The following is a 23,552-nucleotide window of genomic DNA, read 5'->3' as shown; positions in this document are numbered from 1 at the left end:
CGGGTAGCCTCGGGGGATTTTTTCGAATAGGTGCCTGACGATGACCTACTCTCGCATGGGGAGACCCCACACTACCATCGGCGCGGAACGGTTTCACGACTGAGTTCGGCAAGGGATCAGGTGGTTCCCGGACGCTATGGTCGTCAGGCAAAACTTTAATGTCTATCATGCTGAGGGCACGTCGCCTGGGCGACGGGCTGATTGTCTGTTGTCCTGCGATCAGACCCCTTGGGTGTTATAGGGTCAAGCCTCACGGGCCATTAGTACACGTTAGCTCAACGCCTTGCAGCGCTTCCACACCGTGCCTATCAACCAGCTGGTCTCGCTGGGCCCTTCAGGAGGCTCAAGGCCTCGGGGACGTCTCATCTTGAAGGGGGCTTCCCGCTTAGATGCTTTCAGCGGTTATCCCGTCCGACCATAGCTACCCGGCAATGCCACTGGCGTGACAACCGGAACACCAGAGGGTCGTCCACTCCGGTCCTCTCGTACTAGGAGCAGCCCTTCTCAAACGTCCAACGCCCACGGCAGATAGGGACCGAACTGTCTCACGACGTTCTAAACCCAGCTCGCGTACCACTTTAAATGGCGAACAGCCATACCCTTGGGACCGACTTCAGCCCCAGGATGTGATGAGCCGACATCGAGGTGCCAAACACCGCCGTCGATGTGAACTCTTGGGCGGTATCAGCCTGTTATCCCCGGAGTACCTTTTATCCGTTGAGCGATGGCCCTTCCATACAGAACCACCGGATCACTAGAACCTGCTTTCGCACCTGCTCGACGTGTCTGTCTCGCAGTCAAGCACCCTTATGCTCTTGCACTCAATGCACGATGTCCGACCGTGCTGAGGGTACCTTCGTGCTCCTCCGTTACGCTTTGGGAGGAGACCGCCCCAGTCAAACTACCCACCACACACTGTCCTCGATCCCGATAAGGGACCTGAGTGAGAACGCCAATGATGCCAGGCTGGTATTTCAAGGTTGGCTCCCCCCGAACTGGCGTCCGGGGTTCCTAGCCTCCCAGCTATCCTACACAGGCAACATCAGCGTCCAGTGTGAAGCTATAGTAAAGGTTCACGGGGTCTTTCCGTCTAGCCGCGGGTACACCGCATCTTCACGGCGATTTCAATTTCACTGAGTCTCGGGTGGAGACAGCGTGGCCATCATTACGCCATTCGTGCAGGTCGGAACTTACCCGACAAGGAATTTCGCTACCTTAGGACCGTTATAGTTACGGCCGCCGTTTACCGGGGCTTCAATCAAGAGCTTCGCCCGAGGGCTAACACCATCATTTAACCTTCCGGCACCGGGCAGGCGTCACACCCTATACGTCCGCTTGCGCGTTGGCAGAGTGCTGTGTTTTTAATAAACAGTTGCAGCCACCTGGTATCTTCGACCGGTTCGGGCTCAGGGAGCAAGTCCCGTCACCCTACGCCGGCGTGCCTTCTCCCGAAGTTACGGCACCATTTTGCCTAGTTCCTTCACCCGAGTTCTCTCAAGCGCCTTGGGATTCTCTCCCTGACCACCTGTGTCGGTTTGGGGTACGGTCGCACATGATCTGAAGCTTAGAGGCTTTTCCTGGAAGCGTGGCATCAGTGACTTCCTGACCGTAGTCAGTTCATCTCGTGTCTCGGCGTTAAGGTCCCGGATTTGCCTAGGACCTCGGCCTACTCACTTTCACCAGGACAACCAACGCCTGGCCCACCTAGCCTTCTCCGTCCCCCCATCGCAATCATGTCCGGTACGGGAATATTGACCCGTTTTCCATCGACTACGCCTTTCGGCCTCGCCTTAGGGGCCGACTCACTCTGCTCCGATTAGCGTCGAACAGAAACCCTTGGTCTTCCGGCGAGGGCGTTTTTCACGCCCTTTATCGTTACTCATGTCAGCATTCGCACTCGTGATACCTCCAGCAGACTTCTCAATCCACCTTCATCGGCGTACACGACGCTCCTCTACCGCGCATTCCTAAGAACGCACCCGTAGCTTCGGTACCTGGTTTAGCCCCGTTACATCTTCCGCGCAGGCCGACTCGACTAGTGAGCTATTACGCTTTCTTTAAAGGGTGGCTGCTTCTAAGCCAACCTCCTAGCTGTCTGAGCCTTCCCACATCGTTTCCCACTTAACCAGGATTTGGGGACCTTAGCTGACGGTCTGGGTTGTTTCCCTTTTCACAACGGACGTTAGCACCCGCTGTGTGTCTCCCACGCTGCACTCACCGGTATTCGGAGTTTGCCTCGGGTTGGTAAGTCGGGATGACCCCCTAGCCGAAACAGTGCTCTACCCCCGGTGGTGATACATGAGGCGCTACCTAAATAGCTTTCGAGGAGAACCAGCTATCTCCGGGCTTGATTAGCCTTTCACTCCGATCCACAAGTCATCCAAATCTTTTTCAACAGATCCTGGTTCGGGCCTCCAGTTGATGTTACTCAACCTTCACCCTGCTCATGGATAGATCGCCCGGTTTCGGGTCTATTTCCAGCGACTAGCGCGCCCAGTTAAGACTCGGTTTCCCTACGGCTCCCCTATACGGTTAACCTCGCCACTGAAAATAAGTCGCTGACCCATTATACAAAAGGTACGCCGTCACCCAACAAGTGGGCTCCGACTGCTTGTACGCACACGGTTTCAGGATCTATTTCACTCCCCTCTCCGGGGTTCTTTTCGCCTTTCCCTCACGGTACTGGTTCACTATCGGTCAGCCAGGAGTATTTAGCCTTGGAGGATGGTCCCCCCATGTTCAGTCAAGGTTTCTCGTGCCCCGACCTACTCGATTTCACGTGATCAGATTTTCGACTACGGGGCTATCACCCGCTACGGCCAAGCTTCCCAGCTTGTTCGCCTAATCAGTCACACGCTTAAGGGCTGGTCCCCGTTCGCTCGCCGCTACTAGGGGAATCTCGGTTGATTTCTTTTCCTCAGGGTACTTAGATGTTTCAGTTCCCCTGGTTCGCCTCGTACACCTATGTATTCAGTGCACGATACTCATCTTGTGATGAGTGGGTTTCCCCATTCAGAAATGCCCGGGTCACAGGTTGTTTGCCACCTCGCCGAGCCTTATCGCAGGCTGCCACGTCTTTCATCGCCTCTGGCTGCCTAGGCATCCACCGTGTGCGCTTCATTGCTTGACCCTATAACCCGAAGGAGTCTGGGTCGCAATGACAACATGCAGAAGACTTGCGTCTTCTGCGTTCATCAGCATGATATACATTGTTAAAGAGCGACTGCTGATAAGCAGTGAAAAAGCATCTATCGCTAACCGCTTAGATGGTTGTTCACTGCTTACTCTCAGCGTCTTGATCAGGTAATTCATTGTGAGCGCTTGCCGCAAGGGCTGACGTGTCGTTTAAGGAGGTGATCCAGCCGCAGGTTCCCCTACGGCTACCTTGTTACGACTTCACCCCAGTCATGAACCACACCGTGGTGATCGCCCTCTTGCGTTAGGCTAACCACTTCTGGTGCAGTCCACTCCCATGGTGTGACGGGCGGTGTGTACAAGGCCCGGGAACGTATTCACCGTGACATTCTGATTCACGATTACTAGCGATTCCGACTTCACGGAGTCGAGTTGCAGACTCCGATCCGGACTGAGACCGGCTTTCTGGGATTCGCTGACTCTCGCGAGCTCGCAACCCTTTGTACCGGCCATTGTAGCACGTGTGTAGCCCTACCCGTAAGGGCCATGATGACTTGACGTCGTCCCCACCTTCCTCCGGTTTGTCACCGGCAGTCTCCTTAGAGTTCCCGGCATGACCCGCTGGCAAATAAGGACAAGGGTTGCGCTCGTTACGGGACTTAACCCAACATTTCACAACACGAGCTGACGACAGCCATGCAGCACCTGTCTCTGCGCTCCCGAAGGCACACCAGAATCTCTTCCGGCTTCGCAGGATGTCAAGGGTAGGTAAGGTTCTTCGCGTTGCATCGAATTAAACCACATGCTCCACCGCTTGTGCGGGCCCCCGTCAATTCATTTGAGTTTTAACCTTGCGGCCGTACTCCCCAGGCGGTCGACTTATCGCGTTAACTTCGCCACAAAGTGCTCAAGGCACCCAACGGCTGGTCGACATCGTTTACGGCGTGGACTACCAGGGTATCTAATCCTGTTTGCTACCCACGCTTTCGCACCTCAGCGTCAGTGTCAGTCCAGAAGGCCGCCTTCGCCACTGGTATTCCTCCCGATCTCTACGCATTTCACCGCTACACCGGGAATTCTACCTTCCTCTCCTGCACTCTAGCCTGACAGTTCCGGATGCAGTTCCCAGGTTGAGCCCAGGGCTTTCACAACCGGCTTATCACGCCGCCTACGCGCGCTTTACGCCCAGTAATTCCGATTAACGCTCGCACCCTCCGTATTACCGCGGCTGCTGGCACGGAGTTAGCCGGTGCTTCTTCTGCGAGTGATGTCTTTCCTGGCGGGTATTAACCGCCAGGCGTTCTTCCTCGCTGAAAGTGCTTTACAACCCGAAGGCCTTCTTCACACACGCGGCATGGCTGGATCAGGGTTGCCCCCATTGTCCAATATTCCCCACTGCTGCCTCCCGTAGGAGTTCGGGCCGTGTCTCAGTCCCGATGTGGCTGATCATCCTCTCAGACCAGCTACGGATCGTCGCCTTGGTGAGCCATTACCTCACCAACCAGCTAATCCGGCATAGGCTCATCCGATAGCGCAAGGCCAAAAGGCCCCTGCTTTCTCCCGTAGGACGTATGCGGTATTAGCCTGAGTTTCCCCAGGTTATCCCCCACTACCGGGTAGATTCCTATGCAGTACTCACCCGTCCGCCGCTCGTCAGCGCCCCGAAGGGCCTGTTACCGCTCGACTTGCATGTGTTAGGCCTGCCGCCAGCGTTCAATCTGAGCCATGATCAAACTCTTCAGTTTCAAATCATTGTGATCCTTGCCTGTCACTCGAAAGTCACAGAAGTGGATCAAACTTGGCTCAAGGTTCAAACGATTTCATTCAACACAGGTTCCGAAAAACCTTATTGCTTGAGTCGCTTGCCTTGATTTTCGGTGACATTGTCACCCTCATCGGCAAGCGCCCACATGAATTACCTGATCAATTGTTAAAGAGCATCTCGCGGTCGCTGTCCGGCTTGCGCCTCATCAGCACCCGGCGAGGAAGACGTATTCTACGCCGTTAACCGAGAATGTCAAGGACCGATTGAACTGAAGGCGATCATTTCATCTCCTTCCTTCGGCGAGCCAGGCTTTGAAAAAAAGCGCTAACCCCTTGACACTGCTTGCTTTTCAGCAAGCTCCACCGCTGGAAACGCCTGGCGTTCCCGGCAGCGGATGCGTACTCTACCCCCTGGCCGGGACACTGGCAAGCCCTGGAGATAAAAAACCCCAAAAAGACCGGAAACCTCCTATAAAAGCCCTTCGGGGTAGCCAGCCCACACGGTTACACTAGAGGCTACTTCCCTAATCGCCGAGGTTCGAGATGAGTTCCCACCTGCTTTCCGTCGACTCCCTAGAGCGCGAAAACGTTGATCACCTACTGCGCGTTGCCGCACGCATGGAACCGATCGCTCAACGCCGCCGGATTACTCGCGTGCTTGAGGGTGCTGTTCTGGGCAATTTATTCTTTGAGGCCAGCACCCGAACCCGTGTGAGTTTCAATGCCGCCTTCTGCCGGCTAGGGGGCAGCGTATGCGACACCACCGGGTTCACGTTTTCTTCAATGGCGAAAGGGGAATCGCTTTATGATACCAGTCGCGTAATGAGCGGCTATGTAGACGCCATAGTGATGCGTCATCCTGAACAAGGCTCAGTGGCGGAATTTGCCGCTGCAACGAATGTGCCTGTCATCAATGGGGGGGATGGCCCCGGCGAACACCCAAGCCAGGCATTGCTGGATCTTTATACCATCGACAAGGAATTTGCTCGGCTAGGCAAAAAACTGGCTGGAGCTCACATTCTGCTCACTGGTGACCTGAAGTATGGCCGGACAGTGCATTCATTGATCAAACTGTTATCGCTCTACGATCCCTTGCGCATCACCTTGGTTTCCCCACCGGGATTGGAAATGCCGGGATATCTGATCGATCTCGTAGCATCTCGCGGGCATCAGATTGAACAGCGCGACACCTTGTCGTGCGATTTTTCTGACTTGGATGTGGTGTATACCACGCGTATCCAGAAAGAACGTTTCACCACGGAAATGAATGAGAGTTTTAGTGGTGTCTCCCAGGACTTCATCGTCGACCGCGCTTTTCTTGACCAGCACTGTTCACCGACCACCATTGTGATGCATCCGTTGCCTCGCGACAGCCGGTCCGGTGCTAACGATCTCAATGTGGATTTGAACGGTGACCCACGCCTGGCGATCTTTCGCCAGACTGATAACGGCATCCCCATGCGTATGGCGATTTTCGCTACCTTGTTAAAGGTGGAGGATTTGATCGAAGAGAATATGCGCCCGGTACGCTGGTTCGTACCCAAGCAGATTGGCGTCCTGGATCGCTAAACCGAGGTTACTTCATTAAAGCGCGCTTCGCCCACCTGGCAACCCTTCTCTGTGGGCGAACCAACCTTCAAGAATCAATACCGCAGCGATACCGTCCACGCTGTGCTCGCGATAGTTGCCACGATGGCCGGCTTCGCGAGCAATCGACTTGGCTTCACGAGTGGAGCCGCGTTCATCGATCATTTCGCAAGGCTTGCCGTAACGCCCATGGAGTCGGTTGCCGAATTTACGCGCGCGCGTACTCATTGCAGATTCACTGCCATCCATGTTGATCGGCAGCCCCACCACGAAAACATCCGGTTGCCATTCGTCGATGAGCCGGGCGACGACATTCCAATCGGGAATGCCATCGCGGGCCGGTAGCGCAGAAAGCTCCCGCGCGCTATGCAGCATTTCATTGCCGACGGCTACCCCGATGCGGCGCGTACCATAATCGAATGCCAACACCAGACGCTGCCCTACCTCGGCCATCAGGCGTGCCCCGCGTCTCGCGTCATCAGATTGAGATCAATACCCAGCACCCCCGCCGCTGCCGACAGGCGCTCGGCGGGAGGCATGCTGAACAGGATATTGCTCTGCCCTTCCACCGTCAGCCAGGCATTATCCTTGAGCTCCTCTTCCATATGCCCGGCGTCCCAGCCTGCGCAGCCAAGGCACACCAGAAAATGCTCAGGGCCTCGGCCGACCGCCAGGGCCTGCAAAATATCCATGGAGGTGGTCAGCGCAATTCCGTCTTCGACTTGGATACTGGAGTCCCAATCGTCGCTGTCACCGCGATGCAGAATAAAGCCACGGTCCTTGTGCATCGGTCCTCCGAAATATACCGGCGTCTCACGATGCGGACTTTCCTCGCCTCCCAACTCCAGCTGATCGAAGAGAGCATCCAAGGCAACATCCAAAGGATGATTGACGATCACTCCCATGCTGCCGTTTTCATCATGGTCACAGAGATAGACCAGACTACCGGAAAAGTTGGGGTCTTCCTGATGCGGCATGGCAAGAAGGAAATGATGTTTCAAACTTTGCATGAGGCTCCCGGGCGTTCAGGCAAGTGCCGACGCTCCATCTGATCGATGCCTGACCGGAACGTAAACCACAGCGCCACAGGCACCCTGTCCCGGCCGGCTAAACAATAAAAAAGCGGACGCATTACGCTAGACGACGCTCGATGGCATCCAGCAACAGGCCAGCGATATCGGTGCCCCGCTGGTCGTCGATTTCACGCACACAAGTGGGGCTGGTGACGTTGATTTCAGTAATATAATCACCAATCACATCCAGCCCTACGAATATCAGGTTCTTTTCACGAATCATGGGCTGTATCTGTTGAATCAGCCAGTGATCGCGTTCGGTCAATTCGCGGGTGACACCCTGTCCTCCTGCCGCCAGGTTACCGCGAGTCTCCCCAGCGGAGGGTATGCGTGCCAAGCCATAGGGCACGGGTTCACCATCAACCAGCAGAATTCGGGTATCCCCCTCCTTGATTGCCGGCAAATAGCGCTGCGCCATGATCTGCCGGTGGCCTTGTAGCGTCAGTTGTTCGAGCACCGCGCCCAGATTGCGACCCTCAGGGGTAATGTGGAAGATACCCGTGCCGCCCATGCCATCCAGCGGCTTGAAGATCACATCCCCATGCTCAGCATGGAAGGCACGCAACACATCGACATTGCTGGCCACCAGCGACGGCGGGCAACACTGGGGAAATTGCTGGGCAAATAGCTTTTCATTACATTCAAGCAACGCCCTGGTGGGATTGACCACCAATACGCCCTCACGTTCGGCAAAGCCCAAGAGGTGAATGGCGTTGGTAAACTCGAGATCCACCGGGGGATCCTTGCGCATAAGGATCGCATCCAGCTCAGCCAGCGGCCGTGCCTCTGCTTCACCCAATGTGAACCAGCGAACCGGGTCACGATGTACCGTTAAGGGGCGGATGCGGGCATAAGCCTGGCCTGCATTCAGAAACAGATCCTGCTGTTCCATGTAATGCAGTGAGTGACCGCGATCCTGAGCGGCCCATAACATGGCCAGGGTCGAATCTTTCTTGTAGGCGAGGTCGGCAATGGTATCCATTACCACGCCGAGCTTGAAGCTATTTTGGCTCATCTAGGCAACATTCCGGCAAGAACAATAGACTGGCAGTATGCCGCACGGCTGGCTCTCGTCCAACAATCCTGGATAATGCACTCATTCATCCAAAGCTCCCGGAAGCAGGCGAATAGCATTCGGTTCAAGAGAGATCAGGCGTTGTTTGTAAAGACGGCCAATGGCCTGCTTGTAGGCACTTTTGCTGACACCCAGGCGCGCCTTGATTTCATTAGCGGCACTCTTGTCGCCCAAGGGTAAATAGCCTCCGCTCAAACGCAGAGCCTCCAGAATCTTGTCACCCACCACATCCAGACGAGCGGCGCCCGGCGGTAACAAGGAAATATCCAACCGCCCATCGTCACGGCGCTGTTTGACATAGCCAGTGAGTGCTTGGCCGCGCCTCAGCGGCTGGGTAATGTCATCCTGAAAGATCAATCCCCAGTAGCGATGATTGACCACCACTTTCATCCCCAGATCGGTGGCATCCGCAACGACCAAGTTCACCGCTTCGCCTTCTTCCAGCACCCAGGCGTCGTCGGTCAGGAAGCGATCCAGACGCATCGTCGCAACCGGTCTGCCGCGTTCGTCTTCATATACCTTCACCAGCACGCGCTTGCCCGGATCAGGACGAAAGCGCTGTTCGCTGTAGGGTAGCAACAGATCCTTGGGCTGGCCCCAGTCGAGAAAAGCCCCGGTATCATTCACCGTGACTACCTTCAAATAGGCCACATCCCCGGGTTGAGCCTTACCTGAAACGAGCAGCCCGGGAGCAGGCACTTGGGGTTCATGAGCCATTGGTGTCTTCCTGGAAAAAGAATGCCGAAGAAAAAATGGTGGTGCAGACAAAAACTGATGCAAAAAAAATAGCTGGCTGGGGAAAAATAAACTCAAAGATCCCCAAAACGATCCTGAAGGAGAGAAAGAGCCACCACCGGCGCGGTTTCAGTGCGCAGGATACGCGGACCCAGCGTCAGCGAAGAAAATTCGGCGGCCAGTGCTGCCTCGACCTCCTGGGAGGATAGCCCACCTTCAGGGCCGATCAACAGCGCCACCTTCTCGGGGGAAACTGCCTGTTCGAGCGCCCCTTGAGTGGCAGGATGCAGAACCAGACATAAGCTTTCATCACGCTTGGCAAGCCAGTCGGCCAAGGCGAGGGGTGGATGCACCGGCGGCACCGTGGCGCGGCCACATTGCTCACAAGCGCTCACCGCCACCGCTTGCCAATGCGCGAGCTTTTTCGCCTCTCGCTCGCCTTTCAAGCGCACATCACCGTGCTCGGTATAAAGGGGGGTAATGGCGGCAACGCCCAGCTCCACCGCTTTCTGGATAGCGTAGTCCATGCGATCCCCCTTGGAAATCGCTTGGCCCAGATGCACGGCAAGCGGGGATTCCGCCTGTCCCGGCCAGCAAGCCTCTATCTCAACTACGGTTTGCTTGCGATTCACCTCGCTCAACCGAGCGCCGGCTTCACGCCCTTGGCCATCGAACATTACCAGCGTTGCGCCCACACCCATACGCAGCACCCGCGTCAGGTGGCGTGCCGGACCTTCCGGCAACACCACCTGAGCCCCTGGCGCAAACGCCACGGGTACGTACAGACGCGGCATCTTGCCGTGCTGGGCATACCAATCAGAAGACGTCAGCATTTACTTACTGTGTCTGCTCAGCCTGCTGGGCTTCACGCTGTTTCTTCTGGGCGTACATCGCTTCGAAATTGACCGGCGCCAACATCAACGGCGGGAAACCACCGCGGTTTACCAGGTTGTCCACACATTCACGTGCGTACGGGAACAGAAGGTTGGGGCAGAACGCGCCCAGGGTTTGATCCAGCTGTGCACCTTCAATCCCGGAAATGCGGAACAGGCCGGCCTGTTCGATCTCCGCCAGAAAGGAGGTCATTTCAGTTTCGTTATCTTTGACCTGAGCGGTGACCTTGATCACCACTTCATAGAGGTTGTCATCCACTTTCTGGCTGCTGGTATTCAAGTCAAGGCTGACCTTGGGTTTGAAAGCCTGCTGAAACACCCCCGGCGAATTGGGCGACTCAAAGGAAATATCCTTGACGTAAATGCGCTGCAGCGAAAATTTCAGCTGCGGTTTTTCGCCTTCGGCGGCTGCCTGCGCGCCGGCACTCTGGTTATTGTCTTCCGCCATGGGAAACTCCTTGTCATATAACAGTAAAAAATAAAGTAGAAAGCGTCAGCTTGGTCAACCGAGCTTACTTTCTAACCACCGGCAGGCCATCGGCTTGCCATTGCGCCATGCCACCCTTGAGCTTATGAACATGCTCAAATCCTGCCTTGGTGAGCTTAGCCTGCGCTGCACCGGCACTCTGGCCATGCTTGCAAACCAGAATGATCGGCTGGCTCTTGAGCTTCTCCAGCTCTGACATCCGGCTTTCCAGCTTACTCTGCGGAAGATGGCGTGCACCGGCGATATGGCCGGCCTTGAAGTCCTTTTCCTCGCGGATATCCACCACTACCGCGTCTTCGCGGTTGATAAGCTGGGTCGCTTGAGGCGACGTCACTGCATTGGTCGCAGCGCTACGTGCCTCGTAGACAAGCCAGGTGATCAATACCAGCAGGAAAGCCCCGACAAGCAGGGGATGGTTTTGCACGAATTCGAACAGCTGATCGATCATCGCGTACACAATCTCTTGGTCTATGCGGAAAAAAACGGCCGAGCCGTGGATGAAACGCGACAAGTATACACGCCACACCCTTTAGTGCGCAGGCATCTGCCATGACGCCCAAGGGTTGCCTGCGCTATGATGCCCCAAGCCGACGCCCGTCGCGACCTTGATCCGCTCAATAGCGCGTATCGCTTGCCAACCCCGACGTGCCAGAACAACGAGGTTTTCATGGACATTTCAGCAACTCCGCGCCCGGTGGCGTTGATTATTCTTGATGGCTACGGCCACAATCCGGACACCGCTCATAATGCGGTGGCAGCGGCCCATACGCCGACCATGGATCAGCTGTGGTCGCAATGTCCCCATGCGCTGGTGCATACCGACGGGCGCCATGTTGGTTTGCCGGATGGCCAAATGGGTAACTCCGAGGTGGGCCACATGAACCTGGGGGCCGGGCGTATCGTCTACCAGGACTTCACCCGGATCACCAAGGCGGTTGAAGACGGTGAGCTGGATGCCAACACCACCCTGACTGCGCCCATTGATGCCGCGGTAGCCCAGGGGGGCGCCGTTCACCTGTTAGGTCTGCTTTCGCCCGGTGGGGTTCACAGCCATGAAGACCACTTTCTTGCCATGGCCGAGCTTGCCGCACGCCGTGGGGCACAACGCATTTATTTTCACGCCTTTCTCGATGGCCGTGACATGCCTCCCCAGAGCGCTCAGCCTTCGCTTGAGCGTGCCAATCAACGCCTGGCCGAACTGGTCGGTGCGGAAAATGGCTTTGTCGCTTCCATTATCGGGCGTTTTTACGCCCTGGATCGTGACAATCGCTGGGAGCGGGTGGAGCAGGCCTACCGCTTGCTGACCGAAGGTGAAAGCGAGTATCAGGCAAGTAGCGCTGAAAGTGCCCTGCATGCCGCCTATGCTCGCAATGAAACCGATGAATTCGTTCACGCCACCAGCATTCGCCCTAATGGCCAGACCGTCGCTATTGAAGACGGCGATGCAGCGATTTTCATGAACTTCCGAGCCGACCGTGCCCGCGAATTGACTCGCGCCTTTGTCGACCCCGACTTCAACGGTTTTCCACGGCGTGTTCACCCCGTCCTGGCTGCTGACGGCTTGGTGATGCTGACCCAATACGCCGCCAATATCCCTGCGCCAGCCGCCTTTCCTCCCGCGGATCTGGCCGATACGTTGGGTGAAGTCATGGAAAATCGCGGCTTAACCCAGCTGCGTATCGCCGAAACCGAGAAGTACGCCCATGTGACGTTTTTCTTCTCCGGTGGTCGTGAGACGGAGTTTGATGGAGAAACGCGCATCCTGGTGCCTTCCCCCCAGGACGTTAAAACCTACGACGAAAAACCCGAAATGAGCGCCGTCGAAGTCACCGACAAGCTGGTCGAAGCGATTGATAGCCAAGCCTTCGACCTGATCGTGTGCAACTACGCCAACGGCGACATGGTGGGTCACAGCGGCGACTTCGATGCAGCGGTCAAAGCGATTGAAACAGTGGATCAATGCGTTGCCCGTGTGGTGGAAGCCATTGAACGTGTCGGCGGCGCCTGCCTAATCACTGCCGATCACGGCAATGCCGAACAAATGGTCAACCCGGAAACCGGCGTTACTCAGACGTCTCACACCACCTTTGAAGTGCCGCTTATTTATGTCGGCAAGCGTCCGGCACACCTCGAAGACGGACGCCTATGCGACCTTGCTCCCACCTTGCTGACCCTGATGAACCAGCCTGTTCCCACTGCCATGACGGGAAAACCATTGATTCGTCTCGAGTGAGCCCCATGCGCAAACGCCACCTCGAGTTCTTGGCGGTGTTGCTTCTGGCGCTGGGAATAACCTCCGCCGGCCACGCCAGCATGGGTGAAGAGGCGGCCCGCCAACAGCTCGATGCGGTCGGCGAACAGATTCAGGCGCTTTCCCGGCGCCTGGGCGACACCCGCGAAGCCCGCGACAAGGCCGGGAGCGAATTGCGTGCCGTGGAAACCCAACTGGCCGACACCCACCAACGCCTGGACCACCTTCAGGCGCAGCGTCGCCAGTTGAATGCCGAAACCAAGCAACTCAACGCCCACCGTGAAACCCTGGAAAACGAGCGTGACACCCAACAGCAGGCACTGGGCGCGCAGCTTGACGCCCTTTATCGTCTTGGCGCCACCCCTCAGCTGAAACTCTTGCTCAACCAGGACGACCCGGCGGAGCTGGACCGCATGCAAGCCTATCTCAACCATATGACCGAGGCTCGCGCGCAGCGCCTGACCACTATCGCCCGACTCGACGCTGCCCTTTTAGACACTCAGCGCGAACTGGCCACCCGCAGTGAACGCCTGCACAAGCTCTCAGAGCAGCTAGAGACCCAAGGTGCCCAGTTAGCCCAACAAACGGCCGAACGGCGCCAGTTGCTTAGTGGCCTGGACGCCCGCTACGCCACGGAAGAAGCCCGCCTGGAAAGCCTCAATCAGAATCGCGACCAAGCTGAACGTACCCTGCGCGAAATACAGGCGGAGCTTGCACGCCTGGCACAACCCACGCCCAGCACCCAGATGGCGCGCACCCAAGGCGACTTGCCCTGGCCGGTACAAGGCACGATCACCTCGCGCTTTCAAAATAGCGAGGGCGTGCATCATAACGGTATCGTGATACAGGCCAGTGCCGGCACAACGGTGACCGCCGTACACACCGGCCGCGTGGTGTTTGCCGACTGGATGCGTGGCTTTGGTAATTTACTGATCGTTGATCACGGCGACCAGATCATGACCCTGCATGCCCATCTGCAACATTTCAGTGTTCGACCGGGTCAGAAGATTGCACGTGGCGATGAATTGGGCCGCGTGGGTGACAGCGGCGGCAGGCCCGAGGCGGCGCTGTATTTTGAAGTTCGCCAAGGGGGGGAGCCGATCAACCCCCAACGCTGGATCGCTAACCGTTAAGCGTGGAGCTACGCTTTCCTCTCACGCCACGGAAGGGATAAGCTGACAGCCATCCTGACTATAAAACCTTGACCACAAAAATCCTGACCATATAAAGCGCAGTGTACTGCCCCTGCCTTGCGGAGTTTGCATGACGCTAACTGTTAATCACCTTCCGGTTCCCGCCAAGCGCTTTTTGCTGAGCTTGCTTCCGGTTGTGCTGCTGGCGGCGCCGCTGCCCGGTATCGCCCAGCAAAGTCCGGCTACCGATGAGCTTCCGCTGGAAGACATTCAAACCTTTGCCGAAGTGTTCGAACGTATCAAGCGTGCCTACGTGGAAGAAGTCGATGACCGCACCTTATTGCGCAACGCCATGCGCGGCATGCTTAGCGAGCTCGATCCGCATTCCGCCTATCTCGATAGCGAGGAATATCAGAGCCTGCGTGAGTCGACTCAAGGTGAGTTTGGCGGCATCGGTATTGAAGTGGGCATGGAGAACGGCCAATTAACGGTCGTCACACCGATCGATGACACCCCGGCGTCACGTGCGGGGCTCCAACCACGCGACCTTATCATCAGTATCGAAGGCACCCCGACCGAAGGCATGTCACTTCAGGAAGCCGTCAACCTGATGCGCGGCGAGCCCGGCACCGATATCCAGCTGATGCTTTTGCGCAGTGGTGACGACGCACCTCGCGAAGTGACCCTGACCCGCGAAATCGTGCGCACCGAGAGTGTCAAACACGACTTGCTGGAGCCGGGCTATGGTTACTTGCGCATCAGCCAGTTTCAGGCGCGCACCGCGCAACAGACCCAGGAAGCGCTGGAAAGAATGTCACGCGACCAACCCCTCGAAGGGCTGGTGCTGGACCTGCGCAACAACCCCGGCGGTGTGCTTCAGGCCGCAGTGGATGTGGCTGACATCTTTCTTGATGAAGGCTTGATCGTCTACACCGAAGGGCGGCTCTCCGATAACCAGATGGAATTTTCCGCCACCCCCTCCACCCCTGCCGCCGAGGTGCCACTGGTGATATTGATCAACAGCGGTAGCGCCTCGGCAGCAGAAATCGTCGCCGGCGCCTTGCAGGATCAGCGTCGTGGCGTGGTGATGGGTACCGACAGCTTCGGCAAGGGCTCGGTGCAACAAGTCATGCCCTTGGGTAACGGGGAAGGCCTGAAACTGACCACTGCGCTGTATTTCACGCCCAACGGGCGTTCAATTCAGGCCCAAGGCATCGAACCCGATGTGGAGGTGGTGCGTGGCCGCCTGGAAGTCGCCGAATCTCGCCGTGAAATTCGCGAGGCCGACTTGGAAGGCCACTTGCGTTCGCTCGAGGCGCCGCGCGATCGCCAGGAGGTCGCTCAGCGGCTACGCGACGATTACCAACTTGGAGAAGCCTTGAACCTGCTCAAGGCGCTCAATGTCGTCGACCGACGTCGACGCTAGGGCTTTTACCGGCAAGCCGGTTCAGCGACAGCTGGCCGGCAACCGCCCGCGTTCGCCAGTTGCCTGACGCATCAACAACCGTTTGATCAGAGAAACCCGATCAACACTGTTCAAGCCCAGATTTCGCACTAGGGTAACCGCCGGGTGGCGCGCACCGAATAACTGCCTGAACCCCATCATCAGCGCCAGCATGCTGGTGTTATCCCAACGCCGACGGCGCTCGTAACGCGCAAGAATACGGGCGTCTCCCCAAGGGGCGCCCCGCCGCCAGGCAGTGACCACTTCTTCCGCCAGTACGGCGGCATCCATAAATCCCAGGTTCACCCCTTGTCCTGCCAGCGGATGGATACTGTGGGCGGCATCGCCGACCAGGGCCAGGCCGTTCAGGACGTAATGATGGGCATGTCGCTGTATCAGTGGAAAACAGCGGGCGTCATCACATACCTGAACCTCACCTGAATGCTCACCGAATGCCGCGCTCAAGGCATCGCCGAGCTCCGCACGCGACATCGCACATAACGCTTCGGCATGCTCGGCTGAGGTCGACCATACGATGGAGCAATAATGCTCATCACCGTCGACCGTCAAGGGCAAGAAAGCCAATGGCGAACCGGCCAGGAATGCTTGACGTGCGTTACCCCCATGCGGCTTCGCACAGCGTACGGTGGTCACCACGGCATACTGGCCGGTATCTTCCCGACTCACACTGATGCCTGCCATGCGGCGTAGAGAGGAATGCGCGCCATCCGCCGCCACTATCAAGGGCGCCTCCAGCTCACGACCATCGTCCAGCACCAGCCGGCGCGCGCCGGTGGAAGAAGAATGTAATGCGCTCACTTTGGCAGCGTAATACAGGTGGGCCTGGGAGTGCCGCGCAAGCCGGGTTTCCAGGGCCGCCTGGGTGACATCATTCTCGACAATATGCCCTAGCACCGTCACTCCGGCTTGCTCGGCGGAAAATTTCACTTCCCCGCTACCCTCCGCATCCCATACCTGCATATAGCGATAGGGCGTCACGCGCTTGGCCTGCATCAACGGCCATGCGCCTAGATGGGTCAACAAGCGCTGCGATACCGGGGTCAAGGCACTTACCCGCGGAGCAGGCAACCCAGTGCCCACGTTTTCAAGCCCCAAGGGGGCCGGCCGGGCCTCCACCATGGCCACCTGCATACCGGCTTCCGCCAACAGAGTGGTCAGCGCTGCGCCTACCATGCCACCACCCACCACGATGACATCAAAGTACGCGGCCTCGGCGTTAGCTTCTTCGGTCATAACCACTCCTTTGTTTGATGACGTTCATCTCAAAACCGAACTGGGTATTCATGCGCTTAACGCTCCAGCCCCATAGCGCGCCGTGCCAGGCTTTTGCGCAAGGGACCGAGTAGATTCAGCCCGACCAGCCCGGCAGCCCGGGCGTGAGACAGCAATGGATGATTGACACCGAACAGGCGCACCAGCCCATCGCTGAAACGTATCACGTTGTGGCGATCGCGGGCACGACGCTGCTCGAAATCCAGCAGTGTCTCCATCGACCCAAGCCGATGGCCGTGCTGTTTTCCTGTCTCCAGCGCCTCGACCAGATCCATGACCCCCCGCAAGGCCAGATTGAAGCCTTGCCCTGCCACCGGATGCAGCGCATGAGCGGCATTGCCCAGCACCGCCAATCCCGGACGTACCGTCTCCTGGGCCGTCACCAACGAGAGGGGGTAGGCATGGCGGCTGCCCACACGGGTAAAACGCCCGGCACGATCACCGAAAGCCTGCTGTAACTGTTGCAGGAAAGCACCGTCGGAAAGCGCCATACGGCTTTTTTCACTCCCATGCTGATGGGTCCACACCAGCTCCATAGCCTGCCCCGGGAGCGGCAACAAGGCAATCGGCCCGTCCTGGGTGAAACGCTCGTAGGCTATTCCTTGATGGGGCTTGCTTACCGCCACATTGGTTATCAGCGCCGTCTGGTCATAGGGCACCTTCTCGCTGCTGATTCCCAATTGCTCTTTCAGCCCGGAGCGCCCGCCGTCAGCCAGCACGGTCAAGGCAGGGGTTAATTCGCTGCCATCTGACAGACGTAACCGATGCCCTCCCGCCTCGGGGGTAATCGTTTCCACGCGAGCCGGGCAATGCCATTCCAGAGGCAGTTCCGCCAACCGCCGATGTAATACCTGTCCCATCCAGGCATTGGGAATCACATGCCCCAGCGCTTTTACGCCCAGCTCATCGGCGCTCAAACGCGTCGTCCCCATGCGGCCACGCTCACTGATATGGATGCGGGCAATCGTGGCCGCTTGCTCGGCCATGGCAGGCCACACTCCCAGCTGACGAAAACGCTGCGCCGACCCCTCGGCAATCGCACTGGCGCGCGCATCGAAACTCGGCTGCCAGCTCATCTCCGAGGCTTTCGGCAAGGCGGTGGCTTCGATGACCGCCACTCGCCAGCCATGGCGATCGACCAGCGGTGCCAGTGCACAGCCCAGGCTGGCGCCCACCAGGCCGCCGCCAATAATTGCAATATCCACAGAGGCTGAAGACGCCTTTACAGGGTTGTTCATGGCTACCGAGCACCTCATTTCGTAACGTACATTACATAATGACGAAAAAGACCATCATTAAACTGGTTGTTTTTTAGCCATTAGCGCTTCGATATCAGCAAGCTGTTTGGGCACGCCGGCGGTCAATACCTCATGGCTTTCAGCCGTTACCAGCACATCGTCTTCGATACGGATACCTATGCCACGCAACGCCAGCGGAATGTCGTCGTCAGCCGGAATATAAAGCCCTGGCTCGACGGTCAGTACCATACCGGGAGCCAGAGGGCGGGGCGTTTCAGGATCCAGACGAGGCGTTCCCACGTCATGCACATCCAGTCCCAGCCAATGCGAGGTGGAATGCAGGTAAAAACGCCGATAGCGTTGCTCATCGATACATGCCTGGATATCGCCTTGCAACAGCCCCAAGGCGACCAATCCTTCCGTCAGGTCACGTACCACCCCCGCATGAATATCCACCAGGGTGGTGCCGGGGCGTACCGCCGCCACCGCATTTTCCTGTGCCCTGAGCACCACCTGATACAGCGCACGCTGGGCATCGCTGAAACGACCGTTTATGGGAAAGGTGCGCGTAATGTCACCGGCATATAGATCGAATTCGGCACCGGCATCGATCAGCACCAGGTCGCCGTCATTGAGGGGGGCGCTATTTTCAATATAGTGCAGCACACAAGCATTGGCGCCACCGCCCACAATCGTGCTGTAAGCTGGGCCGCTACCACCTTGCCAGACAAATTCGTGCTCCAATTCTGCCTGAAGGTGGTATTCAAAAAGCCCCGGTCGCGCGCCCCGCATGGCCCGTTGATGGGCGCGCGCGGAAATGGCGGCGGCATGCCGCATCAGTGCAAGCTCGGCGTCGCTTTTGATCAGACGCTGCTCATGAATAAAAGGCGCTACATCGACAAAGCCTTGTACTCCCAACCCTCCCCGCCGTTGTCGGGCTAGCGCTTGCTGAAAGGTCTCCTCGGCCAATTCCAGTGCGGAGGTATCGTCCAGAGGCAAGTAAAGCAGTTCCCGCCCCTCGAGAAGCGTCTGCAAACAGTCGTCACGCTCGGCATTCTCGAAGGCTTGATCGACCCCATGGGTTGCCACCGCCCCTTCCGCACCCAGGCGAATGCCATTCCAGGCCTCCATCGCCGGGTCCCGGTCCTGGCAGAACACTACGCTTTCGCCTTCAGTGCGTCCTGGCAACAACACCAACAACGCCTCTGGCTCTACGCAGCCGGTCAAGTAGTAAAAATCACTGTTCTGGCGAAACGGATAATCACTATCGCGAGAACGTGTCGCCAAGCAGGCGCCAGGCACCAACACGGCTGCCTTAGGAGGCAAGCGTGCCATCAGTGTTTCGCGGCGGCTGCGATATTCCGCGGAGGAAATGGGGGCCGGGCGCGGCAAAATCTCGGGAAGCATGGGTACTCCTGCGAATGGGGGAATCAATGGACGGGAGCATCGACCTGTTCGACCTGCGGCTTGCCGGGATGCTGTTCGGTATAAAGCAACATCGCGGCCATACGCGCATGTTCCGTCAAGGCAAAAAGATCGTTTTCATTTTCCGGGCTATCGTCGATGTCGGTTTCAATCTGCTCCAGGCCATGCAAGTCGGCCAACACCTCTTTAAGGGTATCCGACCACTGCTTGCGTTGGGCCTCGTCGGCTTCATCCACCAGTTCCAGAAAGCCCTGTGCCCACTCCTTGAGTCCGGTGGCTTGTTCAGCCAGGGAATACAGTTCATCCGGCAGAATTGGCTCGTAATTCATTTCGCTGGCGGCCAACGCCTCCAACGTTTGCCGCCGCCAACCTAGCAGCCGCTCGGCGCTGGCCGGATCACGCGGCTGTTCAACACCCAGCCCCTGGCAGACTTCTTCCAACCAGGCCTGGGGAGTGACCTCATGCAGTGCCAGCAGCGCGCATAGACGTCCATCAAGAAATGCCGGTGACTGCATGCTGCCGTGCAACAAGAAGACATCGGCGATATCAGAAAAATCCTGTCGTTCATCGAGTAGGGACATAACAAAACTCCGTTGAATTAGCGGGTCGAACCGGCGTATCGCGTTGACCGCCCGCAAGCGGCTCTCTTATAGTGAGCGCTGATACATCCATCACCTGATGTGATGTTAACGCATCGGGCCACCAACTGGCCCGCGCCGGAGCCTTTCATGAGCGACGCCAAGCGGCCGACAGCCGAAATCACCCTACTCGGGCGCCATTACAAGATTGCCTGCGACCCCGGCGAGGAAGCCAAGCTCGAACGCGCCGCTCGCTATCTGGACCGCGCCATGCATGGAATTCATGCTCAAGGTAATGTTCTCGGCAACGAGCGTACTGCCGTGATGGCCGCCCTCAATATCACCCATGAACTGCTTGAAACCTTGGATGAGCGGCGTGCCGGGGAAGTAACCATCACCCGTTTGAATGAGCGTCTCGAGAAAGCATTGCCTGATTCAAGAGGTAATTGATACGGGTCTTTGGCATTACGCCAGCCTCTGTTAGAATAAGGAGGTTCCCTGGGGTGTTTGCCAGTCATTTATCGTCCTTGAGCCTATGCGCAATACCCAGGGGGCCAAATGCTAGCCAAGCCCGTGTGCATGTCCGTGCTACGGAAAGCCTGACGGCTTGGCTGCGGCCACCCACCTTGAACCAATGGGTTCAGGGCCAGAATGACAGCGGCACTCTGGGGAACACCATGCCACCTTACGCCGACATCGCCCACCCTGCTTCTTTGTCAGCTTCCCACCCGATCGATAAACCTTCGCTACGTCGCGAATTACGCCGACGCCGGCGTGGGCTCACGCCTCGTCAACAACGTGACGCCTCACGACGCCTCTGCCAGCGACTAAAGCAGTTGCCGGAAATACGCCGTGCCCGACGCATCAGCCTGTATTTGCCGGTCGGTGGAGAAATCGACCCTACGCCACTTATCGGCTGGCTACGTCGCCGCAATGTACGCGTCTATCTGCCAGTTTTGCGGCCGTTTGCCGAGAATCACTTATGGCTGGTCGAATACCGGCCCAATACGCCGATGATAAAAAATCGCTTCGGCATTTTTGAGCCTGCACCCCGTTACAGTGCCCAGCGCCGCAACCGCCTGCCTGCCTGGGGGCTGGATGTGATGATCGTTCCGCTAGTCGGGTTTGATGCGCAAGGCAACCGCATGGGGATGGGAGGCGGATTCTATGATCGTACCCTGGCCTTCACTCGGCGGCGTCGGCCGCGTCCTTGGCTGATCGGCGTGGCGCACAGCTGTCAGCAGGTGCCCCATTTGCCGCCCGAGCCTTGGGACATTTCTCTGCAGGCCATTGTCAGTGACCAGGAAGTCGTGCGGCCTTAAGCATGATGTGAATAAAAATATGGGTCAGCTCGGTAGAGCGGACCCATATTTTCTGACTGGTAATAATAATCTTTGCGAATGGAATGTTCTTTGCGATAGATCGTTTGCCGGATCAACCACCCGACAGCGCCTGGGCATATCCAGTAACCAACACGCCCAAGGCGAACACCATCATCAAAGCCATTACCAGGTCAGGCTTTCTACGCCGCATGTATCTTCTCCAACGGTTTGCGATGATAACGGCGCCGGTTTTCGGCGCCATCAAAAATGGGGGCTCAAAGGCATTAGCGCGGCCTTGCCGATAGTGGCGTGACTATAGGGCCACAAGCGGCCCTATGACAACTGTTGTCAACGTTATTTGACCACCCAATTGAATCATTCAGAGAACCCCTTTCAATTGCTAGCCCCTCAGATTAGCAAACGCTTACTTTTGTTACGCCATGAACAGCCGGTAGGCAGGATTATCACTTTCCTTCCAGTAACGATAACCAATGGTATCCAGATAGTCTTCCACATGCACCCGGTCGCCGTTGGGCACCTGCATTCCTACCAGCACACGGCCGTAGGCTGCTCCATGATTACGATAATGGAACAGGGAAATATTCCAGTTATGCGGAAGCCGGGTCAGGAAGTTCATCAAGGCACCGGGACGTTCGGGAAACTCGAAGCGATAAAGCTCTTCGGTAAATTCCTCGCAAGGGCGCCCGCCGGCGAGATGACGGATATGCAGCTTGGCCAGCTCATTGTCGGTCAGGTCTTCCACGTCATAGTCGGCTTCTCGCAGCTTGGTCAACACCGCCTGGCGATCCTCACCGCCGGGCTTTACCTGAATACCCACAAAAATATGCGCGTCGTCAGTGTCCGCGTATCGGTAGCTGAATTCAGTCACCATGCGTTTGCCCAGCGTACGGCAGAACTTCTTGAAACTGCCCGGTTTTTCGGCAATGGTCACTGCCAGAATGGCTTCGCGCTGCTCTCCCAGCTCGGTACGTTCAGCAATATGCTGCAAACGATCGAAATTGGTATTGGCGCCCGAGTTAATGCACACCAGCGTTTGTCCTTTCACCCCGGTTTGCTGAACGTATTTCTTAAGGCCCGCCAAGGACAAGGCGCCTGAGGTTTCCGAAACCGCCCGGGTGTCCTCGAAGATATCCTTGACCGCAGCACAGATCTCGTCGGTAGTGACGGTGATCACGCCATCAATCAGGTCACGCATGATCGAAAACGGAACCTCCCCGATCTGAGCCACCGCGACCCCTTCAGCGAAGACGCCGACCTGGTCCAGCACCACCCGCTCACCGGCGTCCATTGCCGCCTTGAGACAAGCGCTGTCTTCGGCTTCCACACCGATCACCTTGATGTCCGGGCGCAGGTACTTCACGTACGCCGCCACCCCGGCAATGAGACCACCACCACCCACCGGGACGAAGATCGCATCCAAGGGGCCACTATGCTGACGCAAGATTTCCATGGCCACGGTGCCTTGACCGGCCACTACATCGATATCGTCAAAGGGGGGAATGTAGGTGTAACCATGTTCCTTGATCAGCTGCTGGGCATGCTCCGCCGCTTCGGCAAAGGCATCGCCCTTGAGAATCACTTTCGCGCCACGGGCGCGCACCGCAGCCACCTTGATATCCGGGGTGATACGCGGCATCACAATGACTGCCTTTACCCCCATCAACTTGGCCGCCATGGCCAGTCCTTGAGCATGATTCCCGGCGGATGCCGCGATCACGCCCTTGGCCTTTTGCTCCTCGCTGAGCTGCGCCATCTTGTTGTAGGCGCCGCGAATCTTGAACGAGTACACTGGTTGCAGATCTTCGCGTTTAATCAGAATCTGGTTATCGAAGCGACGCGACAAAAAGGGAGCAGGTGACATCGGGGTTTCCCAAGCGGCTTCATACACCCGTGCCTGGAGAATTTTCTTGACGGTAGCTTCGAGCATTCTATTATCCCAAAAACTTGGCAAAGCGCCTTGTCGGCGCGAATAAAGCCCTTATTCGTAGCAGATCGCTAGCCGTGACGTCCAGCACTCATCCTCGGCAGACCCACATTTGAACGATATAATGGCTCAGCATTGCCGCTATCTTTCCCGACCTTGCAAAGGCAGTCCCTC

General features: G+C 57.3%; 18 protein-coding genes, 3 rRNA genes and 1 other RNA gene. 7 read left to right on the top strand and 15 right to left on the bottom strand.

Annotation, left to right across the window (positions count from 1 at the left end; all coding sequences use genetic code 11):
- Positions 1-32: 32 nt before the first annotated feature.
- From rrf to LG290_RS00195, 3 genes are all read right to left on the bottom strand, one after another.
- A 5S ribosomal RNA gene (gene rrf, locus LG290_RS00205) occupies positions 33-148 on the bottom strand.
- A gap of 91 nt (positions 149-239) precedes the next feature.
- Positions 240-3,130 (bottom strand): 23S ribosomal RNA (locus tag LG290_RS00200).
- 216 nt (positions 3,131-3,346) lie between these two features.
- Positions 3,347-4,880 (bottom strand): 16S ribosomal RNA (locus tag LG290_RS00195).
- The 16S, 23S and 5S rRNA genes sit together here, the layout of an rRNA operon.
- A 562-nt stretch (positions 4,881-5,442) precedes the next feature.
- Here LG290_RS00195 and LG290_RS00190 point away from each other — a divergent pair.
- Positions 5,443-6,468: an aspartate carbamoyltransferase gene (locus LG290_RS00190; RefSeq protein WP_160419499.1), complete on the top strand. Its 1,026-nt coding sequence runs from the start codon at positions 5,443-5,445 to the stop codon at positions 6,466-6,468.
- 15 nt (positions 6,469-6,483) lie between these two features.
- Here the strand turns inward: LG290_RS00190 and ruvX are convergent, their stop codons facing one another.
- The 7 genes from ruvX to LG290_RS00155 form a co-directional block, all read right to left on the bottom strand.
- On the bottom strand, positions 6,484-6,939 hold the full coding sequence (gene ruvX / locus LG290_RS00185) for a Holliday junction resolvase RuvX (protein WP_160419500.1): 456 nt from the start codon (positions 6,937-6,939) through the stop codon (positions 6,484-6,486).
- Positions 6,939-7,496: a YqgE/AlgH family protein gene (locus LG290_RS00180; RefSeq protein ID WP_499835753.1), complete on the bottom strand. Its 558-nt coding sequence runs from the start codon at positions 7,494-7,496 to the stop codon at positions 6,939-6,941. The genes ruvX and LG290_RS00180 overlap by 1 nt, the downstream gene beginning before the upstream one ends.
- Before the next feature lie 121 nt (positions 7,497-7,617).
- Complete coding sequence (gshB, locus tag LG290_RS00175; RefSeq protein WP_160419502.1) at positions 7,618-8,574, bottom strand: glutathione synthase; 957 nt, start codon at positions 8,572-8,574, stop codon at positions 7,618-7,620.
- Between the two features lie 81 nt (positions 8,575-8,655).
- Positions 8,656-9,351, bottom strand: coding sequence for a CvfB family protein (locus LG290_RS00170; RefSeq protein WP_499835752.1), 696 nt, complete (start codon positions 9,349-9,351; stop codon positions 8,656-8,658).
- A 92-nt stretch (positions 9,352-9,443) separates the two neighbouring features.
- Positions 9,444-10,202, bottom strand: coding sequence for a 16S rRNA (uracil(1498)-N(3))-methyltransferase (locus LG290_RS00165; RefSeq protein ID WP_499835751.1), 759 nt, complete (start codon positions 10,200-10,202; stop codon positions 9,444-9,446).
- Between the two features lie 4 nt (positions 10,203-10,206).
- Complete coding sequence (gene secB / locus LG290_RS00160; RefSeq protein WP_160419504.1) at positions 10,207-10,710, bottom strand: protein-export chaperone SecB; 504 nt, start codon at positions 10,708-10,710, stop codon at positions 10,207-10,209.
- A 64-nt stretch (positions 10,711-10,774) separates the two neighbouring features.
- Positions 10,775-11,197, bottom strand: coding sequence for a rhodanese-like domain-containing protein (locus LG290_RS00155; protein ID WP_160419505.1), 423 nt, complete (start codon positions 11,195-11,197; stop codon positions 10,775-10,777).
- 219 nt (positions 11,198-11,416) lie between these two features.
- Here LG290_RS00155 and gpmI point away from each other — a divergent pair, with 219 nt between their 5' ends.
- The 3 genes from gpmI to LG290_RS00140 all read left to right on the top strand — a co-directional run bounded on the left by gpmI (position 11,417) and on the right by LG290_RS00140 (position 15,559).
- Positions 11,417-12,982, top strand: coding sequence for a 2,3-bisphosphoglycerate-independent phosphoglycerate mutase (gene gpmI / locus LG290_RS00150; RefSeq protein WP_499835750.1), 1,566 nt, complete (start codon positions 11,417-11,419; stop codon positions 12,980-12,982).
- Positions 12,983-12,987: 5 nt separating this feature from the next.
- Complete coding sequence (locus LG290_RS00145) at positions 12,988-14,133, top strand: murein hydrolase activator EnvC family protein (protein WP_499835749.1); 1,146 nt, start codon at positions 12,988-12,990, stop codon at positions 14,131-14,133.
- A 130-nt stretch (positions 14,134-14,263) separates the two neighbouring features.
- A complete protein-coding gene (locus LG290_RS00140) occupies positions 14,264-15,559 on the top strand; it encodes a S41 family peptidase (protein WP_499835748.1) in 1,296 nt (431 codons plus the stop codon).
- Between the two features lie 21 nt (positions 15,560-15,580).
- Here LG290_RS00140 and LG290_RS00135 read toward each other — a convergent pair whose 3' ends face one another.
- The 4 genes from LG290_RS00135 to LG290_RS00120 are packed head-to-tail and all read right to left on the bottom strand — an operon-like array spanning position 15,581 to position 20,114.
- Complete coding sequence (locus LG290_RS00135; protein ID WP_499835747.1) at positions 15,581-16,831, bottom strand: UbiH/UbiF/VisC/COQ6 family ubiquinone biosynthesis hydroxylase; 1,251 nt, start codon at positions 16,829-16,831, stop codon at positions 15,581-15,583.
- 56 nt (positions 16,832-16,887) lie between these two features.
- On the bottom strand, positions 16,888-18,108 hold the full coding sequence (ubiH, locus tag LG290_RS00130; RefSeq protein ID WP_160419510.1) for a 2-octaprenyl-6-methoxyphenyl hydroxylase: 1,221 nt from the start codon (positions 18,106-18,108) through the stop codon (positions 16,888-16,890).
- A 57-nt stretch (positions 18,109-18,165) separates the two neighbouring features.
- Positions 18,166-19,515 (bottom strand): Xaa-Pro aminopeptidase, encoded by a 1,350-nt coding sequence (pepP, locus tag LG290_RS00125; protein ID WP_499835746.1) that lies wholly within the window; start codon positions 19,513-19,515, stop codon positions 18,166-18,168.
- Positions 19,516-19,538: 23 nt separating this feature from the next.
- Complete coding sequence (locus LG290_RS00120; protein ID WP_499835745.1) at positions 19,539-20,114, bottom strand: UPF0149 family protein; 576 nt, start codon at positions 20,112-20,114, stop codon at positions 19,539-19,541.
- A gap of 147 nt (positions 20,115-20,261) precedes the next feature.
- Between LG290_RS00120 and LG290_RS00115 the strand changes: the two genes are divergently transcribed.
- From LG290_RS00115 to LG290_RS00105, 3 genes are all read left to right on the top strand, one after another.
- Positions 20,262-20,561 (top strand): cell division protein ZapA, encoded by a 300-nt coding sequence (locus LG290_RS00115; protein ID WP_499835744.1) that lies wholly within the window; start codon positions 20,262-20,264, stop codon positions 20,559-20,561.
- 42 nt (positions 20,562-20,603) lie between these two features.
- Positions 20,604-20,787: non-coding RNA, 6S RNA (ssrS, locus tag LG290_RS00110), on the top strand.
- Position 20,788: 1 nt separating this feature from the next.
- Complete coding sequence (locus LG290_RS00105; RefSeq protein ID WP_499835743.1) at positions 20,789-21,433, top strand: 5-formyltetrahydrofolate cyclo-ligase; 645 nt, start codon at positions 20,789-20,791, stop codon at positions 21,431-21,433.
- 433 nt (positions 21,434-21,866) lie between these two features.
- Here the strand turns inward: LG290_RS00105 and ilvA are convergent, their stop codons facing one another.
- The gene (ilvA, locus tag LG290_RS00100; protein ID WP_499835742.1) at positions 21,867-23,381 is read right to left on the bottom strand and encodes a threonine ammonia-lyase, biosynthetic; all 1,515 of its coding nucleotides are present in this window, start codon (positions 23,379-23,381) and stop codon (positions 21,867-21,869) included.
- Between the last annotated feature and the right edge of the window lie 171 nt (positions 23,382-23,552).

This window comes from Halomonas sediminis (assembly GCF_044871105.1).
Classification (GTDB): Bacteria; Pseudomonadota; Gammaproteobacteria; order Pseudomonadales; family Halomonadaceae; genus Vreelandella; species Vreelandella zhuhanensis.
This window is presented reverse-complemented; position numbering and strand designations above follow the sequence as displayed.